The organism is Corynebacterium pacaense, from assembly GCF_900169525.1.
Taxonomy (GTDB): domain Bacteria; phylum Actinomycetota; class Actinomycetes; order Mycobacteriales; family Mycobacteriaceae; genus Corynebacterium; species Corynebacterium pacaense.
Genome location: NZ_LT821240.1, coordinates 1157718 through 1176232, shown reverse-complemented (window position 1 = coordinate 1176232; position 18515 = coordinate 1157718). Strand labels below are relative to the sequence as shown.

The following is an 18515-nucleotide window of genomic DNA, read 5'->3' as shown; positions in this document are numbered from 1 at the left end:
GTGCATAAAAACTTGCATGGCCAGGGGGTGAAGTAGTAGTCCGAACTGGTGAAACCGGGAAGAAAATGTGAAACTCTTCACAACTTTCGCTGAAACTGTGTGCTCACCGTCAATCCCGAATGGACGAGCGGTCCCATCAACAACCGCAAAACATTTTCCCTGCACCTCTAATGGGGTTACAGTTAGCCGCATACCGGCCATTTTGGCTGGCTTCACATCCTGTCTGTCGCCTATGATGAGGCAGTGTTGAAAATGGGCACCCCATCGCCCGGATGGGGTGTCCCGTAGTCAGGAGGAACCTATGACCGCTGTGGCGCCCAGGGTCGAGGGGCACGTCGCCCCCCCAAGGCCCGAGCCGACCGGCCATGCCCGCAAAGGTAGCAAGGCATGGCTGTTGCTGACCACCACCGACCACAAGCAGCTGGGCATCATGTACATCATCATGTCCTTCAGCTTCTTCTTTCTCGGTGGCCTAATGGCACTGCTGATCCGCGCGGAGCTTTTCAGCCCGGGTCTGCAGTTCCTGTCCAATGAGCAGTTCAACCAGCTGTTCACCATGCACGGCACCGTGATGCTGCTGCTCTACGGAACCCCGATCGTCTGGGGTTTCGCCAACTATGTTCTACCGCTGCAGATCGGCGCACCCGACGTGGCATTCCCGCGTCTGAATGCCTTCGGTTTCTGGATCACCACCGTCGGTGGTATCGCCATGCTCACCGGCTTCCTGACCCCCGGTGGTGCAGCTGACTTCGGTTGGACGATGTACTCGCCGCTGTCGGACTCCATCCACTCCCCGGGCATCGGCTCCGATATGTGGATCGTCGGCGTCGGCGCCACCGGCGTGGGCACCGTCGCCTCAGCGATCAACATGATGACCACCATCCTCTGCCTCCGTGCACCGGGTATGACCATGTTCCGTATGCCCATCTTCACCTGGAACATCTTCGTCGTCTCCATCCTGGCTCTGATGATCTTCCCGCTGCTGCTCGCCGCCGCGCTCGGCGTTCTCTATGACCGCAAGCTCGGTGGGCACATCTACGATCCCGCCAATGGCGGTGCGATCCTCTGGCAGCACCTGTTCTGGTTCTTCGGACACCCCGAGGTCTACGTCCTCGCGTTGCCGTTCTTCGGCATCGTCTCCGAGATCATCCCGGTATTCTCCCGCAAGCCCATGTTCGGCTACGTCGGCCTGGTCTTCGCGACCCTGTCCATCGGCGCGCTGTCCATGGCCGTCTGGGCGCACCACATGTTCGTCTCAGGCGCGGTGCTGCTGCCGTTCTTCTCCTTCATGACCTTCCTGATCTCCGTGCCCACCGGCGTGAAGTTCTTCAACTGGGTGGGCACCATGTGGAAGGGTCACATCACCTGGGAAACCCCGATGATCTGGTCGGTCGGCTTCATGTCCACCTTCCTCTTCGGTGGCCTCACCGGCATTATGCTGGCATCGCCGCCGCTGGACTTCCACCTCGCCGACTCCTACTTCCTGATCGCGCACTTCCACTACACCCTCTTCGGTACCGTGGTGTTCGCATCCTGTGCAGGCGTCTACTTCTGGTTCCCGAAGATGACGGGACGCATGCTCGACGAGCGTCTGGGCAAGATCCACTTCTGGCTCACCTTTATCGGCTTCCACGGAACCTTCCTGGTCCAGCACTGGCTCGGCAACATGGGTATGCCGCGTCGTTACGCCGACTACCTCGACTCCGACGGCTTCACCCTGTTGAACCAGGTGTCCACGGTCTTCGCCTTCCTGCTCGGTCTCTCGGTCATCCCCTTTGTCTGGAACGTCTTCAAGTCCTGGCGTTACGGCGAGCTGGTCACCGTCGACGACCCCTGGGGTTATGGCAACTCCCTGGAGTGGGCAACCTCCTGCCCGCCCCCTCGCCACAACTTCACCTCTCTGCCGCGTATCCGCTCCGAGCGGCCCGCCTTCGAGTTGCACTACCCGCACATGGTTGAGCGTATGCGTGCAGAAGCGCACACCGGACACCATGATGATGCATCCCAGCCGACGGTCGGTACCGGCAACCCGATGCGTGATGAGGCTCCCGCGCGCTAGGGCTCAAGCGGTACACCTGACTCGATCTTGACCCCGGTAGATTTTCTACCGGGGTCAATGTCATATCCGGCTTCAAATCGTGAAAGAATGTCTACCGTGACTGAACTTTCGCTGAATGACGCTCCCTCGTCCACTCCCGGGCAGTACGTTGCCCTCCGGGAGGGCTATCTTCCCGCGGTGATCACCGTGTCCGGCAAGGACCGCCCGGGTGTCACCGCGGCCTTCTTCCGGGTTCTCTCGGCCAACCAGGTGCAGGTGCTCGATGTCGAGCAGTCGCAGTTTCGTGGCTTTCTCAGCCTCGCAGCCTTCGTTGGCATCGCACCCGACAAGCAGGAGAAGGTCACCGTGGGGCTGACAGATACCCTCAAGGTCCACGGTCAATCGGTGGTCGTAGAGATGCAGGACGAGGTGCGCTCCCCGCGCCCGCGGTCATCGCACGTCCTGGTCGTCCTGGGTGATCCGGTGGATGCCTTCGACATCTCGCGCATCGGTCAGACGCTCGCGGACTACGACGCCAACATCGACACCATCCGCGGGATCGCCGATTATCCGGTGACCGGCCTGGAATTCAAAATCACCGTGCGGGACACCAGCCCGGGTGGCGCAAGCTCCCTCCGCAAGGCGCTCGCGAAGCTGACCTCCGAGCTGAACGTGGACATCGCCATTGAGCGTGCCGGACTGTTGCGCAGGTCCAAGCGGCTGGTCTGCTTCGATTGCGATTCCACGCTGATCACCGGCGAGGTAATCGAGATGCTCGCGGCGCATGCGGGCAAGGAGGCCGAGGTGGCGGCAGTCACCGAGCGGGCCATGCGGGGCGAGCTGGACTTCGAGGAGTCGCTGCGCGAACGCGTCAGAACACTGGCGGGCCTCGACGCCTCGGTGATCTCGGAGGTGGCGGCGGATATCGAGCTGAGCCCCGGGGCACGGACTACGATCCGCACCCTCAAGAGGATGGGCTACAAGACCGCGGTGGTCTCCGGCGGATTCATCCAGGTTCTCGAGGGCCTCGCCAGTGAACTCGACCTGGACTATGTGCGCGCCAACACCCTGGAGATCATCGACGGGAAACTGACCGGGCGTGTGATCGGGAAGGTCGTCGACCGTGCCGCCAAGGCCGAGTTCCTGCGGGAGTTCGCCGCGGACTCCGGGCTGAAGATGTACCAGACGGTCGCAGTCGGCGACGGCGCCAATGATATCGACATGCTCTCCGCCGCCGGGCTCGGCATCGCCTTCAACGCCAAGCCCGCGCTCAAGGAGATCGCCGACACCTCGGTCAACCACCCTTTCCTGGATGAGGTCCTGCACATCCTCGGCATCTCCCGTGATGAGATCGATTCCGCTGATCTGGAGGACGGCACCTTTCGCCGGGTACCGCTCCCGCATGCCTGAGTCGCCGCTTGAAACAGCTCATGATCTGCTGGTCTCCCTGGCGGGGGACGGCCCGCACACCGAGGATCCGGCGGATCCGTCCACGGTGCAGGCCATGCAGATCGTTCTCCACATACCCCGTGCCGACCCCCCGCGCCGCACCGATGTCCTCGACGCGGCGGCCAGGGCCGTCGTCAAGCTCTGTCTTGACCCGCGGGTGGCCACGGACCCGGAGTTCCGGCAGGGTTTAAGTGCCTGGTACGGCCACCTCATCCGCAAAGTGGTGCGCCGGGCGCGGAACTCCGCGTGGGAGAAGGTCCAGGCGCTGCCCGGGGTCACCGTCGAGGACTCCGGGGCGCAGGTCCGTGCCTTTCTTCCCGGGCCGGTATCGCAGGTACCGGCCGAGATCGGGAAACTGCAGATCTCCGGCACCGAGCTGCCACGTGACGAGCCCCGCGCGATCGACGACGCCTGGCCCGTGATCTATATAGACGCCGGCCTTGACATGACGCTGGGCAAGGCCGCGGCGCAGGTCGGGCACGCCTCCATGCTGCTGGCGGCGGCACGGCCGCTGGCGTGGGTGCAGTGGTGGGCGCGCGGGGACTTCATGCTCCACGTCCGCGAGGTGGCAACACCCGAGTTCCGCGCACTGGCCGCCTCCGCGGATGCCGTGGTGGTCAGGGATGCGGGGTACACCGAGGTCGCCCCCGATTCGGTGACCGTGGTTGCAATTGCATAACTAAGTTCCCGTGACGCCCGTCCCGGCTGGATTACCGCGCCGGCGAAGGTATGGTTTCTGCTTGTACAACCCTGAACAAGGAGCGAGCATGACTGGTCCCTACGATTCGAACTACCCGGGATCCAACGATCCCTACGGTCAGCAGTATCCCGGAGGCCCCACGGGGGGATACCCCGGTGGCTTCGACAACGGCTACAACGGCTACAACGGCGGGCCCTACGGCATGTCGCAGCCGGGTTACGGTGCGGGCCAGTTCTCCCCGGACGCCCCGCAGCCCACCCTCGCCGAGGCCGCCAACAACCAGATTGACATCGGTGATTCCTTCACGCAGGCCTGGCGTGGCTTCATCGCCACCTGGGTGCCGTGGGTGCTTTCCGCGCTGCTCTTCTTCGCCGCCGCGGTCATCGTGTCCCTGGTGGTGCTCATTCCGCTGCTCGCCGCCGCGCTCGCGGATCCAGACGGCTCCGGTGGCGTCTCTGTCGGAATCTTCGCGGGTGTGGGGGTCATCGGTTTCATCGCCATGCTCGTGCTGGCGGTCTACGCGGTGGTCTGGCAGCTCAACTGCTGGCGGAACGCGCTCCGCGTGGTCCGTGGTGAGTCCATCACCTTCGGCGACTTCTTCCGGCTCAACGGCCTGGGCTGGCCGATCGTGGCCGAGCTGGTGGTCACGGCGCTGTGCTACGTGGGCCTGCTGCTCTTTGTGGTTCCCGGCCTGATCATTGCGTTCATCCTGATGTTCGTCGTGCCCGCGATGTTCATTCTCCGTGACGCGAGCATCGGCAACTCCTTTTCACTGAGCTGGCGGGTCGTCTCCACGCAGTTCGGTGCGGCGGTGCTGATCTTCCTGGTCACCTGGCTGCTCAATTTCGTCGGCGGTCTGGTGGTCATCGGTGCGCTGGTGACCACCCCGCTGATGTACCTGATGATCACCCATGCGCTGCAGCGTGCGATCGGCGGGCCACTGGTGCAGCGGGCCTGAAAACCACGCTTTTCGACGCCCACCGCTTCCACGGTCTAACTGCCGACCAGTCGCTTCAACGCGGCACGCACCACCGCGGGGTCTGTCGTGTCCCAGAACCGTGGCATGGAGGATCGCAGGAAGCCCCCGTAGCGCTTGGTCACCAGCCGATTGTCCAGAACTGCGACCACGCCGCGGTCGGTGACACTGCGCAGCAGCCGGCCGGCCCCCTGGGCCATCAACAGTGCGGCGTGGGTGGCGGCGACCTCCATGAACCCGTTGCGGCCCTCGGCGTCGGCAGCCTCTTTGCGGGCCTGCAGCAGCGGGTCATCGGGGCGGGGGAAGGGGATGCGATCGATGAGCACGAGGGAGAGCGAGCGCCCGGGTACGTCCACCCCCTGCCACAGCGACAGGGTGCCGAACAGGCAGGTGTTCTCCGAGTCGGTGAACCGCTTCACCAGTGCGCCCGTGCTGTCATCGCCCTGGCACAGGACATCGAAGGGCAGGCGCAGGCGCATGGCCTCGGTGGCCTGCTCGGCGGCCCTGCGGGAGGAGAACAGGCCCAGTGTCCTGCCGCCGGCGGCCATGATCAGCTCATGGATCTCATCCAGGGTCTCGGTGGTCAGCCCGTCGCGACCGGGGCCGGGCAGGTGCCGCGCGGTGTAGAGGATCCCGGCCTTCGCCGGGTTGAAGGGCGTGCCGGCATCCAGCGAATCCCAGGTGCCCTTCGGCAGACCCCAGCTGGCGGCCATCGCGTTGAAGTTGCCGCCGATGGTCAGCGTCGCACTCGCCAGGACAACCGTGTTGTCGGTGAACAGCCGCTCATGGAGGAGACCCGCCACCGACAGTGGCGCGACATGGAGGGCGTCGCCGCGGCGGTGGTCCTGGCTCAGCCAGACCACGTCACGTTGTTGTGAGGGGTCGTCCTCGTCGAAGACACCGAGGATGCGGACCACGGAATCGTGAATTTCCTGCAGGTGGTTGGCAAGGTTGAGCCGTTCGGCGTTTCTTTCGGGGTCATTGGCCGCCTCGCCCTCCGGTGCGGTGGCGATCGTGGAGCGCAGTGACCATAGGGAATCCCGGAGAGCCACCAGGGAACCCGTCGATCCCTCATCCATGGTCCGCCACCGGCCCGGTTCCATGGCGCGGAGGAGGATCTCCAGATCCCCTGCGACCTCCACCAGCCGCTCCTCACGTCCCTCCGCGCCGAGCTTCCCCGCCCGTCGCGCCGCCAAGGTGAGGCTGGCGACGGTGATCTCCGAGGATGCGACCGCGGTGATCCTGCCGTCCAGCTCGTGGGCCTCATCGATGACCACCACCTCATGATCGGGCAGGACCGAGGCCTCGGACAGTGCATCGATGGCCAGCAGGGCGTGGTTGGTCACCACCACGTCGGCCTCCTTCGCCCTCGCCCGTGCCACCTCGGCGAAGCACTCCTCGCCGTGGGGGCACCTGGTGGCGCCGATGCACTCCCTGGAGGTCACGCTGACCTGTTTCCACGCCAGGTCCGGCACCCCGGGATCAAGGTCATCGCGATCGCCGGTATCGGTGTCATTGGCCCAGTCGTTGAGTCGGGAGATGTGGGAACCGAGCCAGGAGAGATCACCCTGGTCGATCAGGGCGTCCTCCTCGGGCTGCGCGGAGATCTTGTGCATGCACAGGTAGTTCGAGCGCCCCTTCATGATTGCGAAGGTCGGGCGGCGCTCGAGCAGCGGTTCTAGGGCATCTGCCAATCGGGGAAGGTCACGGTTGACCAGCTGGCGCTGCAGCGCGATCGTGGCGGTTGAGACGATCACAGTGGAATCGGTGTTCTGGGCGTGCCGCAGCGCGGGCACGAGGTAGGCCAGTGATTTGCCCGTGCCCGTTCCCGCCTGGACGGCGAGGTGCCGCTTGTTCTCAAAGGCTCTGGTCACCGCAGTGGCCATGGCCTCCTGTCCGGCACGGCGCGATCCCCCGAGCGCCTCTACGGCAGCGGTGAGCAACTGCTCGGTGGAGGCATTGAGGGGCTCGGTTTCAGAAGACATCCGGTTCATTCTAGTCGCGAACACTCCGCATATTTAAAGCCCGCCGTGCGGTGCGGCGGATCCGGCCACGGGTCGGGGATCCCCGGCGCCCGAGGCTACAGGGCCGTCAACTCGGTGCGAAAGGAGTACATGCTCGCGCGGTAGAGGTGATCGCCGAACTCGATGATCTCCCCGGATTCGTTGAAGGTGGTCCTCTGGACGGTGAGCAGGGTGGCCCCGCGCACCTCATCGAGCAGCTCCGCCTCGGTGGCGCTGGCATTGCGTGCGCCGATGATCTGATCGGCGCGGACCAGGGTGGTGGACCTGCGCATGAGAGAATAGAGCGATCCCCGCTCCAGTTCGATATAGTCGGGCGCGATGCGCGCGGGGATGAGGTTGCGCAGGATCGCCAGAGGAGTGTCGTCGGAATGGCGGAGGCGTTCGATCGCGGCGACGGGGGTGCCCACAGGGACCCGGAGAATCGCGGCCTGGTGCTCGGTGGCCGGTGCTATCGCATAGCTGAGCACCCGCGTGTGCACGGTATGTCCGGTTTCCTGCAGATAGGACGCGAGGCTGGTCAGCTCGACCGAGCGCCGGATGGGGGAGGATGCCACCCGTGTGCCTGCACCGCGCTTCCTGATGATGAGACCGTTGTCCACCAGTCGCTGGAGAGCCTGCCTGGTGGTCGGGCGGGAGACACCCAGGCGCCGCGACATGGAGATTTCATCCTCGATGAGCGTGCCGGGGGTGACCTCACCGCTTTGGATGGCATCCGCGATGGGGATCTCGATCTGTTGGTACAGGGGGGTGCCGGAGTGCGGGTCGAGGGAAATGTCCGGGGTGTAGATATCGCTGTTCATTCTCTGCTCGATTCAACTTTGCCACATGTCAAATGACAGCTGACAATTCACATACATGAAAGCGAGCATATCATCGAAACCGCAGTTCATCACATCCCCGGACAAGTGTCACAGCACACTATTGTATTGACAAAGTCAATTAGGTCACCTTAATGTGAGGACAAAAGCCGAAACGGCCGTAACGACTTTCAAGAAGGGCTCTGATCAGCGGAAATGAGGAAGCCACCGCTGAATGCGGGCCACCCATTTCGAGCAGGAAAGAGTTGTGTCGTGACTAACCATGCCATCCTGGCCGTCGGACGCTGCGGAGTTGATGTGTATCCGCTGCAGACCGGAGTCACCCTCGAGGAGGTGAGCACCTTCGGTAAGTTCCTCGGTGGTTCACCCATGAATGTCACCGTGGCCGCTGCCCGGTACGGGGAGGACTGTGCCATCCTCACCGGGGTTGGCGATGACCCGTTCGGACGGTGGGTCCGCCTGGAGATGCGGCGCCTCGGCGTCAGCGACGAGTACGTCATCGTCGATCCGGTGCTCAACACCCCCGTGACCTTCTGCGAGATCATCCCGCCCGACCACAACCCGTTCTTCTTCTATCGCGAACCCTCCGCCCCGGACCTGCAGATCCGGACCACCGACATCCCGGAGGACAATGTCCGCGACGCCAGGGTCGTTTGGTTCTCCGGAACCGGACTCTCGGAGGAGCCCTCCTACGGCACGCACCTGGAGATCCTTAAGTTGCGGGGCGCGGCGGCACACACGGTCTTTGATCTGGACTGGCGTCCGGTGTTCTGGAAGGACACCGAGCAAGCACGTCAGCGCTACCAGCGCTGCCTGGAGCAGTCCACCGTTGCTGTGGGCAACCTTGAGGAATGCGAGCTCGCGGTGGGGGAGAATGACCCCGAACGTGCGGCGCAGGCACTGCTGGACCGTGGAATAACAACGGCCGTCGTCAAGCAGGGTGACCGCGGCACGCTGGCACGGACCGCCGATGAAACCGTCTTCGTTCCCGCCGTGCACTGCCGCACCCTCAACGGTGCCGGTGCCGGCGACGCCTTCGGCGGAGCCCTGTGCCACGCACTGATCCGGGGCTGGGACCTGGAGAGGACCATCCGCTTCGCCAACGCGGCCGGCGCCATCGTCGCCTCCCGCCTCGAGTGCTCCACCGCGATGCCGACCGAGGCCGAGGTCGAGCGGGTGCTCGGGGCCGGAACCACCGATGTCCTGGAAGCCGTCGCATAGGGGCTTCCGCTCACGACGCCACCGACCTGCGGTCCACACCGCGGGCGGTAGAGATGTTTCCGGTGGTGCACCAGACCACCGGACCACCGAGTTAGAAAGGAACATCCGTGTTCACCTCCACCGCATCCCTGCTTCTTCTGGGGATCGCATCCATTGCGGTACTTCTCTTCCTGATCATCTACTTCAAACTCAACGCGACCCTGTCCCTGGTCGCCGTGTCCGCGCTGACCGCACTGGTGGCAGGGACCCCGGTCGGTGAACTGGTGCCCCTGCTCATCGAGGCCTTCTCCGGAACCCTGGGAAAGCTCGCGCTGATCATCGGCTTCGGTGCGGTGCTCGGACGGATACTCGAACAATCGGGTGGGGCCGAGGTACTGGCCAACGGCATGCTGCGGATCTTCGGCGAGAAGCGAGCGAGCCTGGCGCTGTCGGTGGCCTGCCTGCTCTTCGGATTCCCGATCTTCTTCGACGCCGGTCTGGTTGTCATGTTCCCGATCATCTTCACCGTGGCCAGGCGTCTGGGCGGCGGGGTGCTCATCTACGCCCTGCCCGCGGCCGCGGCCTTCCAGGTCATGCACGGCATGATGCCCCCGCACCCCGGCCCCGTGGCCGCGGCCGCGACGATCGGCAGCAGTGTCGGGCTGATTGTGCTGCTGGGTCTCCTGGTCGCCCTGCCGACCTGGTACCTGGCGGGCTACAAGTTCGGCACCTGGTACGCCGGCCGATTCAACATTCCGGTACCGACGATCCTGGGCAGCGAGGTCACCGAGAGGGAACTCCCCGGCCCGCCGCCGTCCATGTGGCAGGTGCTCTCACTGCTTCTCCTGCCGATCATCCTCATCACCGGAAACACCGTGTCCTCCACCCTGCAGCAGACTGGTGCGATCTCGACGGACAACGCCGTGGCCAATGTACTCAAGATGCTCGGTGAGACCCCGGTCGCCCTGTTTATCACGGTGATCTTCGCGCTCGTCGCCCTGGGCTATCTCCGTGGGGTCAAGTGGGACAATCTCAGTGCGATCGTGGACCGGGCCTTCCAGCCCGTGGTCAGTATCATGATGGTCGCAGGCGCCGGTGGAATGTTCGGCGGGGTGCTGCGCGAGACCGGCGTCGGTGACGCCCTGGCCACCTCACTGGATCACCTGGGAATGCCCCTGCTGGTCTCGGCGTACCTGATCTCCCTGGCGCTGCGGGTGGCGCAGGGTTCGGCGACGGTCGCCATCACGACCGCGGCGGGACTGCTCGGTCCGGCGATCTTCGCGGCGGGCGTCTCCGACGCCAGGGTCGCGCTGATCATCATCGCCATGGGTGCCGGTTCCTTCTTCGCCTCCACCGTCAATGACTCCGGCTTCTGGCTGGTCGGCGGCTATCTCGGGCTTGACACCAAGACCAACCTGAAGGTGTGGACCGTGTTCACCTCGGTGATCTCGGTGGTGGCCTTCCTGCTCACCGCCGTGCTCTACCTTCTGTTCTAGTCCCTCCGGGCAGCCGCGAAGTCCCTTCCCCGCCCACGGATCCACGTGGAAGCGGGGGCATCGGTCGTTGAGATCTGCACATCCCGGAATCCGGGACTAGAGTCGGCATCAGTTCAAATGTCCTTACAAATTGGAATGAAAGGTGCCGCACCGATGCCACTCATCGCCGTCCACGTGATCAAGGGTCATGACGAGGCCTATCTGACCACGCTTCTCGATACCATCCACGAGGCCATGGTCGAGGCGTTCGAGGTCCCCGATACCGACCGCTACCAGCTGCTGTCCCAGCACGAGCCCTTTGAGATCCGGGCTCTGGACACCGGTCTCGGATATACCCGCGGTCCCAACCTGACCATCATCAGAATCATCAGCAAGGCCCGTCCGGAATCAGCCAAGCAGCGCCTCTACGAGCTGGTCGCGGACAGGCTCGCCACGGCGCTGGGCATCAGCGGCGATGACATCATCATCTCCCTGGTGGAGAATTCGGACGCCGACTGGTCCTTCGGCCGCGGACGGGCACAGTTTCTCACCGGGGAGCTCTGAGGCGGTTCTCACCGCCGCGGTGCGCCGTCACCGACGCTGATCGACGCCCCGACCTCCTCCGGGATCCGGGGTGCACCGCGGTCCGCGGAGAACTCCGCGCGCAGTGTCCTCCGCGTCCAATCGCAGGAGATCACGGTGATGGCGATCATGATGATATTGCGCAGGGTCAGGGCCACCGTTGTCAGCAACGTCGGGCCCAGTCCCGTGTGCTCCCCGGTGAAGTCATCGAAGAACAGCGGAAAGACCACGGTGGACAGCAATGCTGCGAGCAGCAGCAGCCCGCTGATGATCTTCAGGTGTCTTCCACCGTCAAGTGCCAGCAGCACCGCGACGAGCGGCGCGATCCACAGAAGATACTGGGGGGAGAAGACCTTGGCGGTGACCACGATAAGGAGCGCGAGGCTGAGCCAGTAGGCACGCGTAGCCGCGGGGCTGTAGGCGCGCGAACCGAAGAACCTGGACACGGTGACCAGCAGTGCGAACAGGGCGGTGAGAACGGACAGCACCGTTGAAACACCCAGGGCAAACACGACGCCGGTGCCGAAGACCTCGAAGCTCTTGGATGCGGCGAGTCTGATGTCCCAGTGGTCACTGAAATGGGCCGCCCAGATCAGCGGTGTCGCCAGCACACTCTCCGACTGCAGGCCGCGGTCATGCTGGTACTGGAAGGGCGACAGCACGCGCCACCACCCCGTTGTGAGGGTGGTCAGCGCCGTCAGTGCCATGATCGCACCCGCCCACGAGAGCAGCCTCGCCCAGGTCCCGCGTGAATTCCACCGCCCGACCAGACCGGTGACAAGTGCCAGGGGCCAGAGTTTCGCCATGGTTGCAACACCGAGGATCGCCGCGGACAGGCGCGGCCTGGTGGCGAGCCAGATTGCCGCTGCGGCAACGAGCACGCCGGGGATGAGATCCAGGCGGGTGACCACCATCGGCGCCAGCGCCATCCCGAAGACCAACCAGAAGGCGAAGGCGGGCGCCGTGCCGCGGCGGAAAAGCCACAGGCTCAGAGCGCCATCGAGGATGAGGCAGAACAGGGCGGTACCGATGATGAACAGGTTCTCATCGCCGTTGGTCAACCAGTTGATCAGGCGCAGCGGCCAGATTGGTTCGCCCCGGGTTTAATGGAGGGTAGGAAATTGGAAAAGGAAACCCTTACATGCCCACCAAATACACTGTCGAGCTCAAGCAGCGCGCTGTAGAACTCGTGCTCCACGCTCAAGCTGATCCCGTCACCGCCCGGGGCGCGGTCACCCGCATCGCCGACGAACTCGGCGTGAGCAAGGAAACCCTGCGCGTCTGGGTCCGCACCCACAAGCAATCCGGAACCGACACACCGGCCGAATCGATGGACCTGGAAACAGAAAACCGCAGGCTGCGGGCCGAGCTCGCCGAAGCCAAACGCGCCAACGAGATCCTCAAGAAAGCCTCGGCTTTTTTCGCGGCGGAGCTCGACCGCCCACACAAGTAATCGTCACCTTCATCGACGACAACCGTGCTCAGTTCGGGGTCGAGCCCATCATCCGCGTCCTGGCCACCACCAGCGCGAAGATAGCCCTGAGCACGTATTACGCCCACAAATCACGGCCTGAATCAGCCCGGTCCATCCGGGACAAGCAGATCACCCGGGCACTGCGCCGGATCTTCGAAGACAACTACTCATGTTACGGCGCCCGGAAGCTGTGGGCGGAGATCAACCGCGAGGCCACCTTCGGTCACGTCGCCCGCTGCACCGTCGAGCGTCTCATGGCGACCGACGGGCTGAAGGGGATCCGGCGGCGGAAGAAAAGACCGTCAACTCGCAGCGCCGACGCCGGCGAGTGTCCTGTCGACCTGGTGGAGCGCAACTTCGCCGTGACCGCGCCGAATATGCTGTGGGTCGCCGATATCACCTATATCCCCACCCGGGCCGGGTGGGTGTATGCGGCGTTTGTGTTGGACGCCTACACCCGTGAGATCATCGGTTGGCAAGTGACGAACCACATGCGGGTCTCGTTGGCCCGCGATGCCTTGGATATGGCCCTGTCGGCTCGTCTTCGCGCTGGTGAGGACGTCTCTGGGCTGATCCACCACAGCGACCGTGGAGTGCAATACCGCTCTATTACCTACGGCGAGTCATTGGCGGAGTCGAAGGTCGTGGCCTCGGTCGGATCCCGCGGCGACTCCTATGACAACGCGATGGCCGAGGCGTTGAATTCGATGTTCAAGGCCGAGCTGATCGACCGCAGGACGTGGCCGGCGCTGACCGATGTGATCGTGGCGACCTCGAAGTGGATCGGGTGGTACAACAACCGCCGGTTGCACTCCGCACTGGCTCATCGCCCGCCGAAGGAAGTTCACCAGGAATGGCAGAAGTATCAGGCCTACGCGGCCTGATCGACAAGTAAATCACCCTCTACAAAACCCGGGGCTTGACAAGATCGAGATATCCGGGTACTCCTCCAGGGCACGCTGCCCGGAGGCCTCCCGGTTCAACTCCCTGAGGTAGTAGCGGACATCCCCCAGCGGAGCCTGGAACTGGGCCGCGACTACGAGCAGGAGAATGCGGGTCGAGGCCCAGGAAAGTGCCGCCGTCCGGCGGGTGAAAGCGATTGGCACGCCCTGGATGTTACCTGTCCGGGGACCAACTGATCAGATGGGCTCCGGGAATCCGACGAAGCGGGTGTGCAGAACGGGCTCATCCCGCGAGAGCGCAAGGCCCTCCCAGGGAAGGGACACCAGCTGCCTGGCGAGATAGGCGCGGGACTGCTCGAGGTCGGGCAGACCGGGAACGATCTCCCCGTCGCGCATCAGCGGAACGGTCAGCTCCAGGGTGTCCAGCTTCCCGGTGTCGGGCGCCCCGTCGTGGAAGGGGTAGACGATCTCCTCGATGGCGGTACCGGTGGCGCGGTGGGTGCGCACCGACTTCTTCGCACCACCGTTGCTGACCTTGTTCCTGGAGCGTTTGGACACCGGAATGCCATCGACCTCCACCAGTTTGTACACCAGCCCCGCGGTCGGCGCGCCGGATCCGGTGACCACGGAGGTTCCCACCCCGAAAACATCCACCGGCTCCCCGCGGAGCCCGGCGATGGCGAACTCGTCGAGGTCCGAGGAGACGACGATCTTGGTGTTGTGCGCGCCCAGATCATCGAGCTGCCTGCGCACCTTGCGGGCCAGGACACCGAGGTCACCGGAGTCGATGCGGACCCCGCCGAGGTCCGGGCCGGCGACGGCGATGGCGGTGTCCACGCCCCTGGTGATGTCATAGGTATCCACCAGCAGAATGGTGTCCACCCCGAGGGAGTCGATCTGCGCGCGGAACGCCGCGGCCTCATTCGGCGTGCCGTCATCCTCGACGTGCAACAGCGTCCATGCGTGCGCGGAGGTTCCCGAGGCCGGTATCCCGTAGCGGTAGGAGGCCTCGAGGTTGGAGGTGGCGCTGAAACCGGCCAGGTAAGCGGCGCGGGATGCGGTGACGGCGGAGTATTCGTGGGTGCGCCTGGAGCCCATCTCTATGATCGGGCGGCCGTCGGCCGCGGTGACCATGCGGGCGGCCGCGGAGGCGATCGCGGAGTCGGAGTTCATGATGGACAGGATCAGGGTCTCCAGGATCACGCAGTCGGCGAAGGAGCCGCGCACCGTCAGCAGCGGGGAGTGCGGAAAATAGATCTCGCCCTCCCGGTACCCGTCGATCTGGCCGGTGAAGCGGTAATCCGCGAGGTACTGCCGGGTCCTGTCGTCGAGGAAGTCCAGGTCGTCGAGCTGCTCCTCGGTGAAGATGAAGTCCTTGACGGCCTTGAGCACCCGGGCGGTGCCGGCGACGATGCCATATCGGCGTTCATTGGGAAGCCTGCGGCTGAACACCTCGAAGGCGGTGTCGCGACCGGCGGTGCCATCGGCCAGTGCGGCCTGCAACATGGTCAGCTCGTACTTGTCGGTGAGCAGAGCCGTGGATCGTTGCGGGGAGTAGGAGGATGCGCGTGCGTTCATCCGTCCGATCTTAACGTGGAACTACTCCCGCGTGAACTGGACCACTGCATAGGTAATGCCATTGTTTGAGGCGACGCCGATTCCCACCCTGGTGTTGTCGGGATCCAGCAGGACCGCGGCATGAGGTTGGGAACCCATCCACAGACCCAGGAAGGCACCGGCGTCAGCTTCATTCGAGGGGAGGTGGGCCTGGACCATGGCTATGTCCTCCGGCGAGTTCTCCTCACTGCCGCTTGCCGCGTTGCGCTCGGCCCAGGTCTGCGCCGCGGCATGGCGTTCCAGGTCCAGCTCGGGTCCGGCGAACCCGCGCTGATACTGGATGCCCGTCAGCAGGTCGGTCCGCATGCGCTCCTCGGTCACCCCCACCGGTTCCCCGGGGTTTCCGCTGCTCAGGCCGGAGAGGAACGGTGCCAGGCTGAGTACGGCGGTCAGGATGATGCTGAGCAGGGGTATCAATCTGGACAACGTTTCAATGGCATTTGCATTGAACCGGGGCATGGGGGATCCTTTCCCTTTTTCTACGTTGATCACGTTGATCGGGTTGGGGCTCCTCGATGGATTCCGACCCTGGGCTGGGCATCGTGGGTCCAAGGCTAGCAGAAGGGCGATGGCCGTGTCAGCCATCGCAACGGACGCCGGCGGGAAGCTGTTTGTGCTGGTAGAAGGTGTGATGCAGGGGAAAGGGGTGTCACATACTGCACCGGCGGGGGACAGTTGACTAGGCTGATGGCCATGAATGGGCACCAGAATTCTGCGTCATCACCGGTGATGTCCTCGCCCTCCGCTCCGCTTGCCACGCCGGATGTGGAGATGGACGTCAATGTTCTCAGCAGTGAGAATCTGCCCTGGATGTGCATTGTCTGGGATGATCCGGTGAATCTGATGAGTTATGTCACCTATGTTTTTCAGACGGTTCTGGGCTACAGCCGCAAGCGTGCCACCGAGTTGATGATGCAGGTGCACACCGAGGGCAAAGCCGTGGTCAGCTCCGGAGAGAAGGACAAGGTGGAGGGCGATGTGAAGAAATTGCACACCGCCGGCCTGTGGGCGACGATGCAGCAGGCGGGATAGGGGAACAATGGAGCAGTGGAAGAAGCGCAGGAGCCTGATGCGTCAGGTGAGGTTCACATGCACCTTTGAACCGATGGAGCGGGAGGTGCTGGGTGATCTCTCGGCGGCGGTGATGGAGGCGCTGATCCGACGGGCACAGTCCGCGCCGAAGGACCCACTCGCGGAGATGACCGGGATGCCCTCGGGGCACAAGAGTCCACCGAGTGATCCCGGCCTGGCCCGACTCCTCCCGGATTTCGAGCGCGAGGGCGATGAGGAGTATGACGGCGACAACTCCCTGCTGCGTTCCTTCAACGAAAACGACATCGTCAAGGCTAAGATCGCCAGCCTCCAGGTGATCAACTCCGCGCTCGGCCCCGACGGCAACGTGGCCGTCAGCGTCACCGAGGAGGAGGCCGCGGCCTGGGTCGCCGGGCTCAATGATATCCGCCTCTACGTGGCCTCCGGTGACGCCGGGGGCGGCGAGGCCGCGGAGGAGGATCGTGAGAACCTCGTCCAGTGGCTGGCCTACAACCAGGAATCACTGCTGGAAGCGTTGATGGCCTGATGGGGATGCTTACCGACGTCCCCGGCGTCCATCTCGGCCACGTCAGCCTCGGGGACACCGGTGTGTCGGTGGTGGTGGCACCTGAAGGTGCCGTTGCAGGTGTTGATGTGCGCGGTGGGGGACCGGGTACCAGGGAGACCGACCTGCTCGAACCGCACAACACCGTCGATCGTGTCCACGCGGTCGCGCTGTGCGGCGGTTCGGCCTACGGCCTCGCGGCGGCCGATGGCGTCATGCGTGCACTCGAGGAACGGGGCATCGGTTTCAAGGTGGCCGAGGGCATCGTCGTGCCCATTGTTCCGGCGGCCGTCATCTTCGATCTCTTCGTCGGCGACCCCGGGCACCGCCCGCGGTCGAGCGACGGCTACACCGCGGTCGCCCACGCCCTTGAGCGGCCCGGCGGGGTGCCGGGGGAGGCGTCGTCAAGCGTCGGCGCGGGGTGCGGTGCCACGGCGGGCAGACTGCGCGGCGGTTTCGGGCAGGCCGCGACCACGGTGGAGGGTTTCACGGTGGCGGCGGGGGTGGTGGCCAACCCGGTCGGGGAGGTCATCGACGCGCTGAGCGGCCGGCTTTACGGGGCGCCGCTGCGCGCGGCGGTCGATGTGGGGAGATTCGCCGCCATCGGTGCTCCGGAAACCAACCTCAACACCACCATAGGGGTGATCGCCACCGATGCCCCGCTGACCAAGGCGCAGGCCAAGCGGCTGGCGCTGAGCGGCCACGACGGCATCGCACGCGCGGTGCGGCCGTCCCACCTGCCCATGGACGGCGACACCCTGTTCGCCATCTCCACGGGTGACGGCTCCGGTGTGGATACCCTGACGCTCGCCCGATTGTGCGCGGCGGCGGCCGAATGCGTACAGGCCGCTATCATCGACGCCATAACCAGCGCGGGCCCGGGCCACGGACTCGCCACCTACCTGGAACTGACGCAATGAGCAATAGCAACCCCTTCGGAACCTCCCCCTACGACAACGCCGGGTTCGGCAACTACACCGCGCCCGCGACGTCGATGAGCCCGTGGCAGCGCCGGGACCCGGGCATCGGGCAGCAGCTGAAGAGCAGATCCAGGACCCGGACGGGGTTCACCTTCGCCATCGGTTTCGTCGTGGTGATCTGGGTGGTGGAGTTCCTCAACATCCTGTCCGGCGGGCGGCTGAGCTACTACGGCATCCATCCCCTGGATCCCAGTTCACTCTGGCATATCGCCACGGCGCCGCTGCTGCACGCCAACTTCGAGCATCTGATCGGCAACACGATCCCCGCAGCGATCTTCTGCTTCATCATCGGCATGGGCGGGAAGCGGGTGTTCTGGGAGGTCACCCTCATCGTCGGGCTGGTCGCAGGCATCGGCACCTGGTTGTTCGGCGGTGTGGGAACCAACCACATCGGTGCCTCCGGACTCATCTACGGCTGGCTGGGCTATCTCATCGTCCGCGGGGTGTTCAACCGTGACGGCAAGCAGATTCTGCTCGGCGTGGCACTCGCCTTCATCTACTCGGGCCTGTTCTGGGGCCTGCTCCCGACCCAGCCGGGTGTGTCCTGGCAGGGACACCTCTTCGGGGCTCTCGGTGGAATCGCCGCGGGAGCCTTCATCACCTCGGACGATCCCGCGGCGCTGCGGGCCAGGAAGGAACAGAAGAAACTGGAAAAGCGGCGCAGGGGGCTCAATCGCTAGGTG

19 protein-coding genes and 1 other annotated feature are annotated in these 18515 nt (G+C 64.5%); of the genes, 13 read left to right on the top strand and 6 right to left on the bottom strand.

What is annotated here, in order from left to right; all coding sequences use genetic code 11:
* Positions 1–301 precede the first annotated feature (301 nt).
* The 4 genes from ctaD to B7E02_RS12430 all read left to right on the top strand — a co-directional run bounded on the left by ctaD (position 302) and on the right by B7E02_RS12430 (position 5145).
* Positions 302–2059, top strand: a complete 1758-nt coding sequence (gene ctaD / locus B7E02_RS12445; RefSeq protein ID WP_080796520.1) for an aa3-type cytochrome oxidase subunit I — start codon at positions 302–304, stop codon at positions 2057–2059.
* Between the two features lie 87 nt (positions 2060–2146).
* The gene (gene serB, locus B7E02_RS12440) at positions 2147–3448 is read left to right on the top strand and encodes a phosphoserine phosphatase SerB (RefSeq protein ID WP_080796518.1); all 1302 of its coding nucleotides are present in this window, start codon (positions 2147–2149) and stop codon (positions 3446–3448) included.
* Positions 3441–4166 carry an aminoacyl-tRNA hydrolase gene (locus B7E02_RS12435; protein ID WP_080796516.1) on the top strand — a complete coding sequence of 242 codons (726 nt, stop codon included), beginning with the start codon at positions 3441–3443 and terminating at the stop codon, positions 4164–4166. The genes serB and B7E02_RS12435 overlap by 8 nt, the downstream gene beginning before the upstream one ends.
* An 88-nt stretch (positions 4167–4254) precedes the next feature.
* Positions 4255–5145: a hypothetical protein gene (locus B7E02_RS12430; RefSeq protein WP_080796514.1), complete on the top strand. Its 891-nt coding sequence runs from the start codon at positions 4255–4257 to the stop codon at positions 5143–5145.
* A gap of 35 nt (positions 5146–5180) precedes the next feature.
* On the opposite strand, the gene B7E02_RS12425 is transcribed toward B7E02_RS12430, so the two are convergent.
* Both B7E02_RS12425 and B7E02_RS12420 read right to left on the bottom strand, forming a co-directional pair.
* Positions 5181–7148: an ATP-dependent DNA helicase gene (locus tag B7E02_RS12425; protein WP_179129724.1), complete on the bottom strand. Its 1968-nt coding sequence runs from the start codon at positions 7146–7148 to the stop codon at positions 5181–5183.
* Between the two features lie 95 nt (positions 7149–7243).
* Positions 7244–7987 carry a GntR family transcriptional regulator gene (locus tag B7E02_RS12420; protein ID WP_080796509.1) on the bottom strand — a complete coding sequence of 248 codons (744 nt, stop codon included), beginning with the start codon at positions 7985–7987 and terminating at the stop codon, positions 7244–7246.
* 213 nt (positions 7988–8200) lie between these two features.
* Between B7E02_RS12420 and iolC the strand changes: the two genes are divergently transcribed.
* The 3 genes from iolC to B7E02_RS12405 all read left to right on the top strand — a co-directional run bounded on the left by iolC (position 8201) and on the right by B7E02_RS12405 (position 11244).
* A complete protein-coding gene (gene iolC, locus B7E02_RS12415) occupies positions 8201–9226 on the top strand; it encodes a 5-dehydro-2-deoxygluconokinase (RefSeq protein WP_080796507.1) in 1026 nt (341 codons plus the stop codon).
* Positions 9227–9333: 107 nt separating this feature from the next.
* Positions 9334–10701 carry a GntP family permease gene (locus tag B7E02_RS12410; protein ID WP_143336759.1) on the top strand — a complete coding sequence of 456 codons (1368 nt, stop codon included), beginning with the start codon at positions 9334–9336 and terminating at the stop codon, positions 10699–10701.
* A gap of 153 nt (positions 10702–10854) precedes the next feature.
* Positions 10855–11244: a tautomerase family protein gene (locus B7E02_RS12405; protein WP_080796505.1), complete on the top strand. Its 390-nt coding sequence runs from the start codon at positions 10855–10857 to the stop codon at positions 11242–11244.
* 8 nt (positions 11245–11252) lie between these two features.
* On the opposite strand, the gene B7E02_RS12400 is transcribed toward B7E02_RS12405, so the two are convergent.
* Positions 11253–12323, bottom strand: coding sequence for a hypothetical protein (locus B7E02_RS12400; protein WP_080796503.1), 1071 nt, complete (start codon positions 12321–12323; stop codon positions 11253–11255).
* A gap of 80 nt (positions 12324–12403) precedes the next feature.
* Here B7E02_RS12400 and B7E02_RS12395 point away from each other — a divergent pair, with 80 nt between their 5' ends.
* Together B7E02_RS12395 and B7E02_RS14410 are read left to right on the top strand one after the other, a co-directional pair.
* The gene (locus B7E02_RS12395; RefSeq protein WP_080792459.1) at positions 12404–12715 is read left to right on the top strand and encodes a transposase; all 312 of its coding nucleotides are present in this window, start codon (positions 12404–12406) and stop codon (positions 12713–12715) included.
* Positions 12676–12804 (top strand) — a sequence feature (AL1L pseudoknot). Its footprint overlaps the gene before it by 40 nt.
* Positions 12715–13620 carry an IS3 family transposase gene (locus tag B7E02_RS14410; protein WP_342743706.1) on the top strand — a complete coding sequence of 302 codons (906 nt, stop codon included), beginning with the start codon at positions 12715–12717 and terminating at the stop codon, positions 13618–13620. Its footprint overlaps the feature before it by 90 nt. Before B7E02_RS12395 ends, B7E02_RS14410 begins: the two co-directional genes overlap by 1 nt.
* Positions 13621–13632: 12 nt before the next feature.
* Here the strand turns inward: B7E02_RS14410 and B7E02_RS12385 are convergent, their stop codons facing one another.
* The 3 genes from B7E02_RS12385 to B7E02_RS12375 are packed head-to-tail and all read right to left on the bottom strand — an operon-like array spanning position 13633 to position 15714.
* Positions 13633–13842, bottom strand: coding sequence for a hypothetical protein (locus B7E02_RS12385; protein ID WP_080796501.1), 210 nt, complete (start codon positions 13840–13842; stop codon positions 13633–13635).
* A 33-nt stretch (positions 13843–13875) separates the two neighbouring features.
* Positions 13876–15216, bottom strand: a complete 1341-nt coding sequence (locus B7E02_RS12380; protein ID WP_080796499.1) for a nicotinate phosphoribosyltransferase — start codon at positions 15214–15216, stop codon at positions 13876–13878.
* A gap of 21 nt (positions 15217–15237) precedes the next feature.
* Positions 15238–15714, bottom strand: a complete 477-nt coding sequence (locus B7E02_RS12375) for a CAP domain-containing protein (RefSeq protein WP_080796497.1) — start codon at positions 15712–15714, stop codon at positions 15238–15240.
* A 270-nt stretch (positions 15715–15984) separates the two neighbouring features.
* Between B7E02_RS12375 and clpS the strand changes: the two genes are divergently transcribed.
* The 4 genes from clpS to B7E02_RS12350 are packed head-to-tail and all read left to right on the top strand — an operon-like array spanning position 15985 to position 18512.
* The gene (clpS, locus tag B7E02_RS12365) at positions 15985–16287 is read left to right on the top strand and encodes an ATP-dependent Clp protease adapter ClpS (RefSeq protein WP_143336808.1); all 303 of its coding nucleotides are present in this window, start codon (positions 15985–15987) and stop codon (positions 16285–16287) included.
* Positions 16288–16294: 7 nt separating this feature from the next.
* Entirely contained in the window at positions 16295–16834 is a 540-nt protein-coding gene (locus tag B7E02_RS12360) for a DUF2017 domain-containing protein (protein ID WP_080796494.1), read from the top strand.
* Entirely contained in the window at positions 16834–17772 is a 939-nt protein-coding gene (locus tag B7E02_RS12355; RefSeq protein ID WP_179129723.1) for a P1 family peptidase, read from the top strand. Before B7E02_RS12360 ends, B7E02_RS12355 begins: the two co-directional genes overlap by 1 nt.
* Positions 17769–18512, top strand: a complete 744-nt coding sequence (locus B7E02_RS12350; RefSeq protein WP_080796492.1) for a rhomboid family intramembrane serine protease — start codon at positions 17769–17771, stop codon at positions 18510–18512. The genes B7E02_RS12355 and B7E02_RS12350 overlap by 4 nt, the downstream gene beginning before the upstream one ends.
* Positions 18513–18515 lie beyond the last annotated feature (3 nt).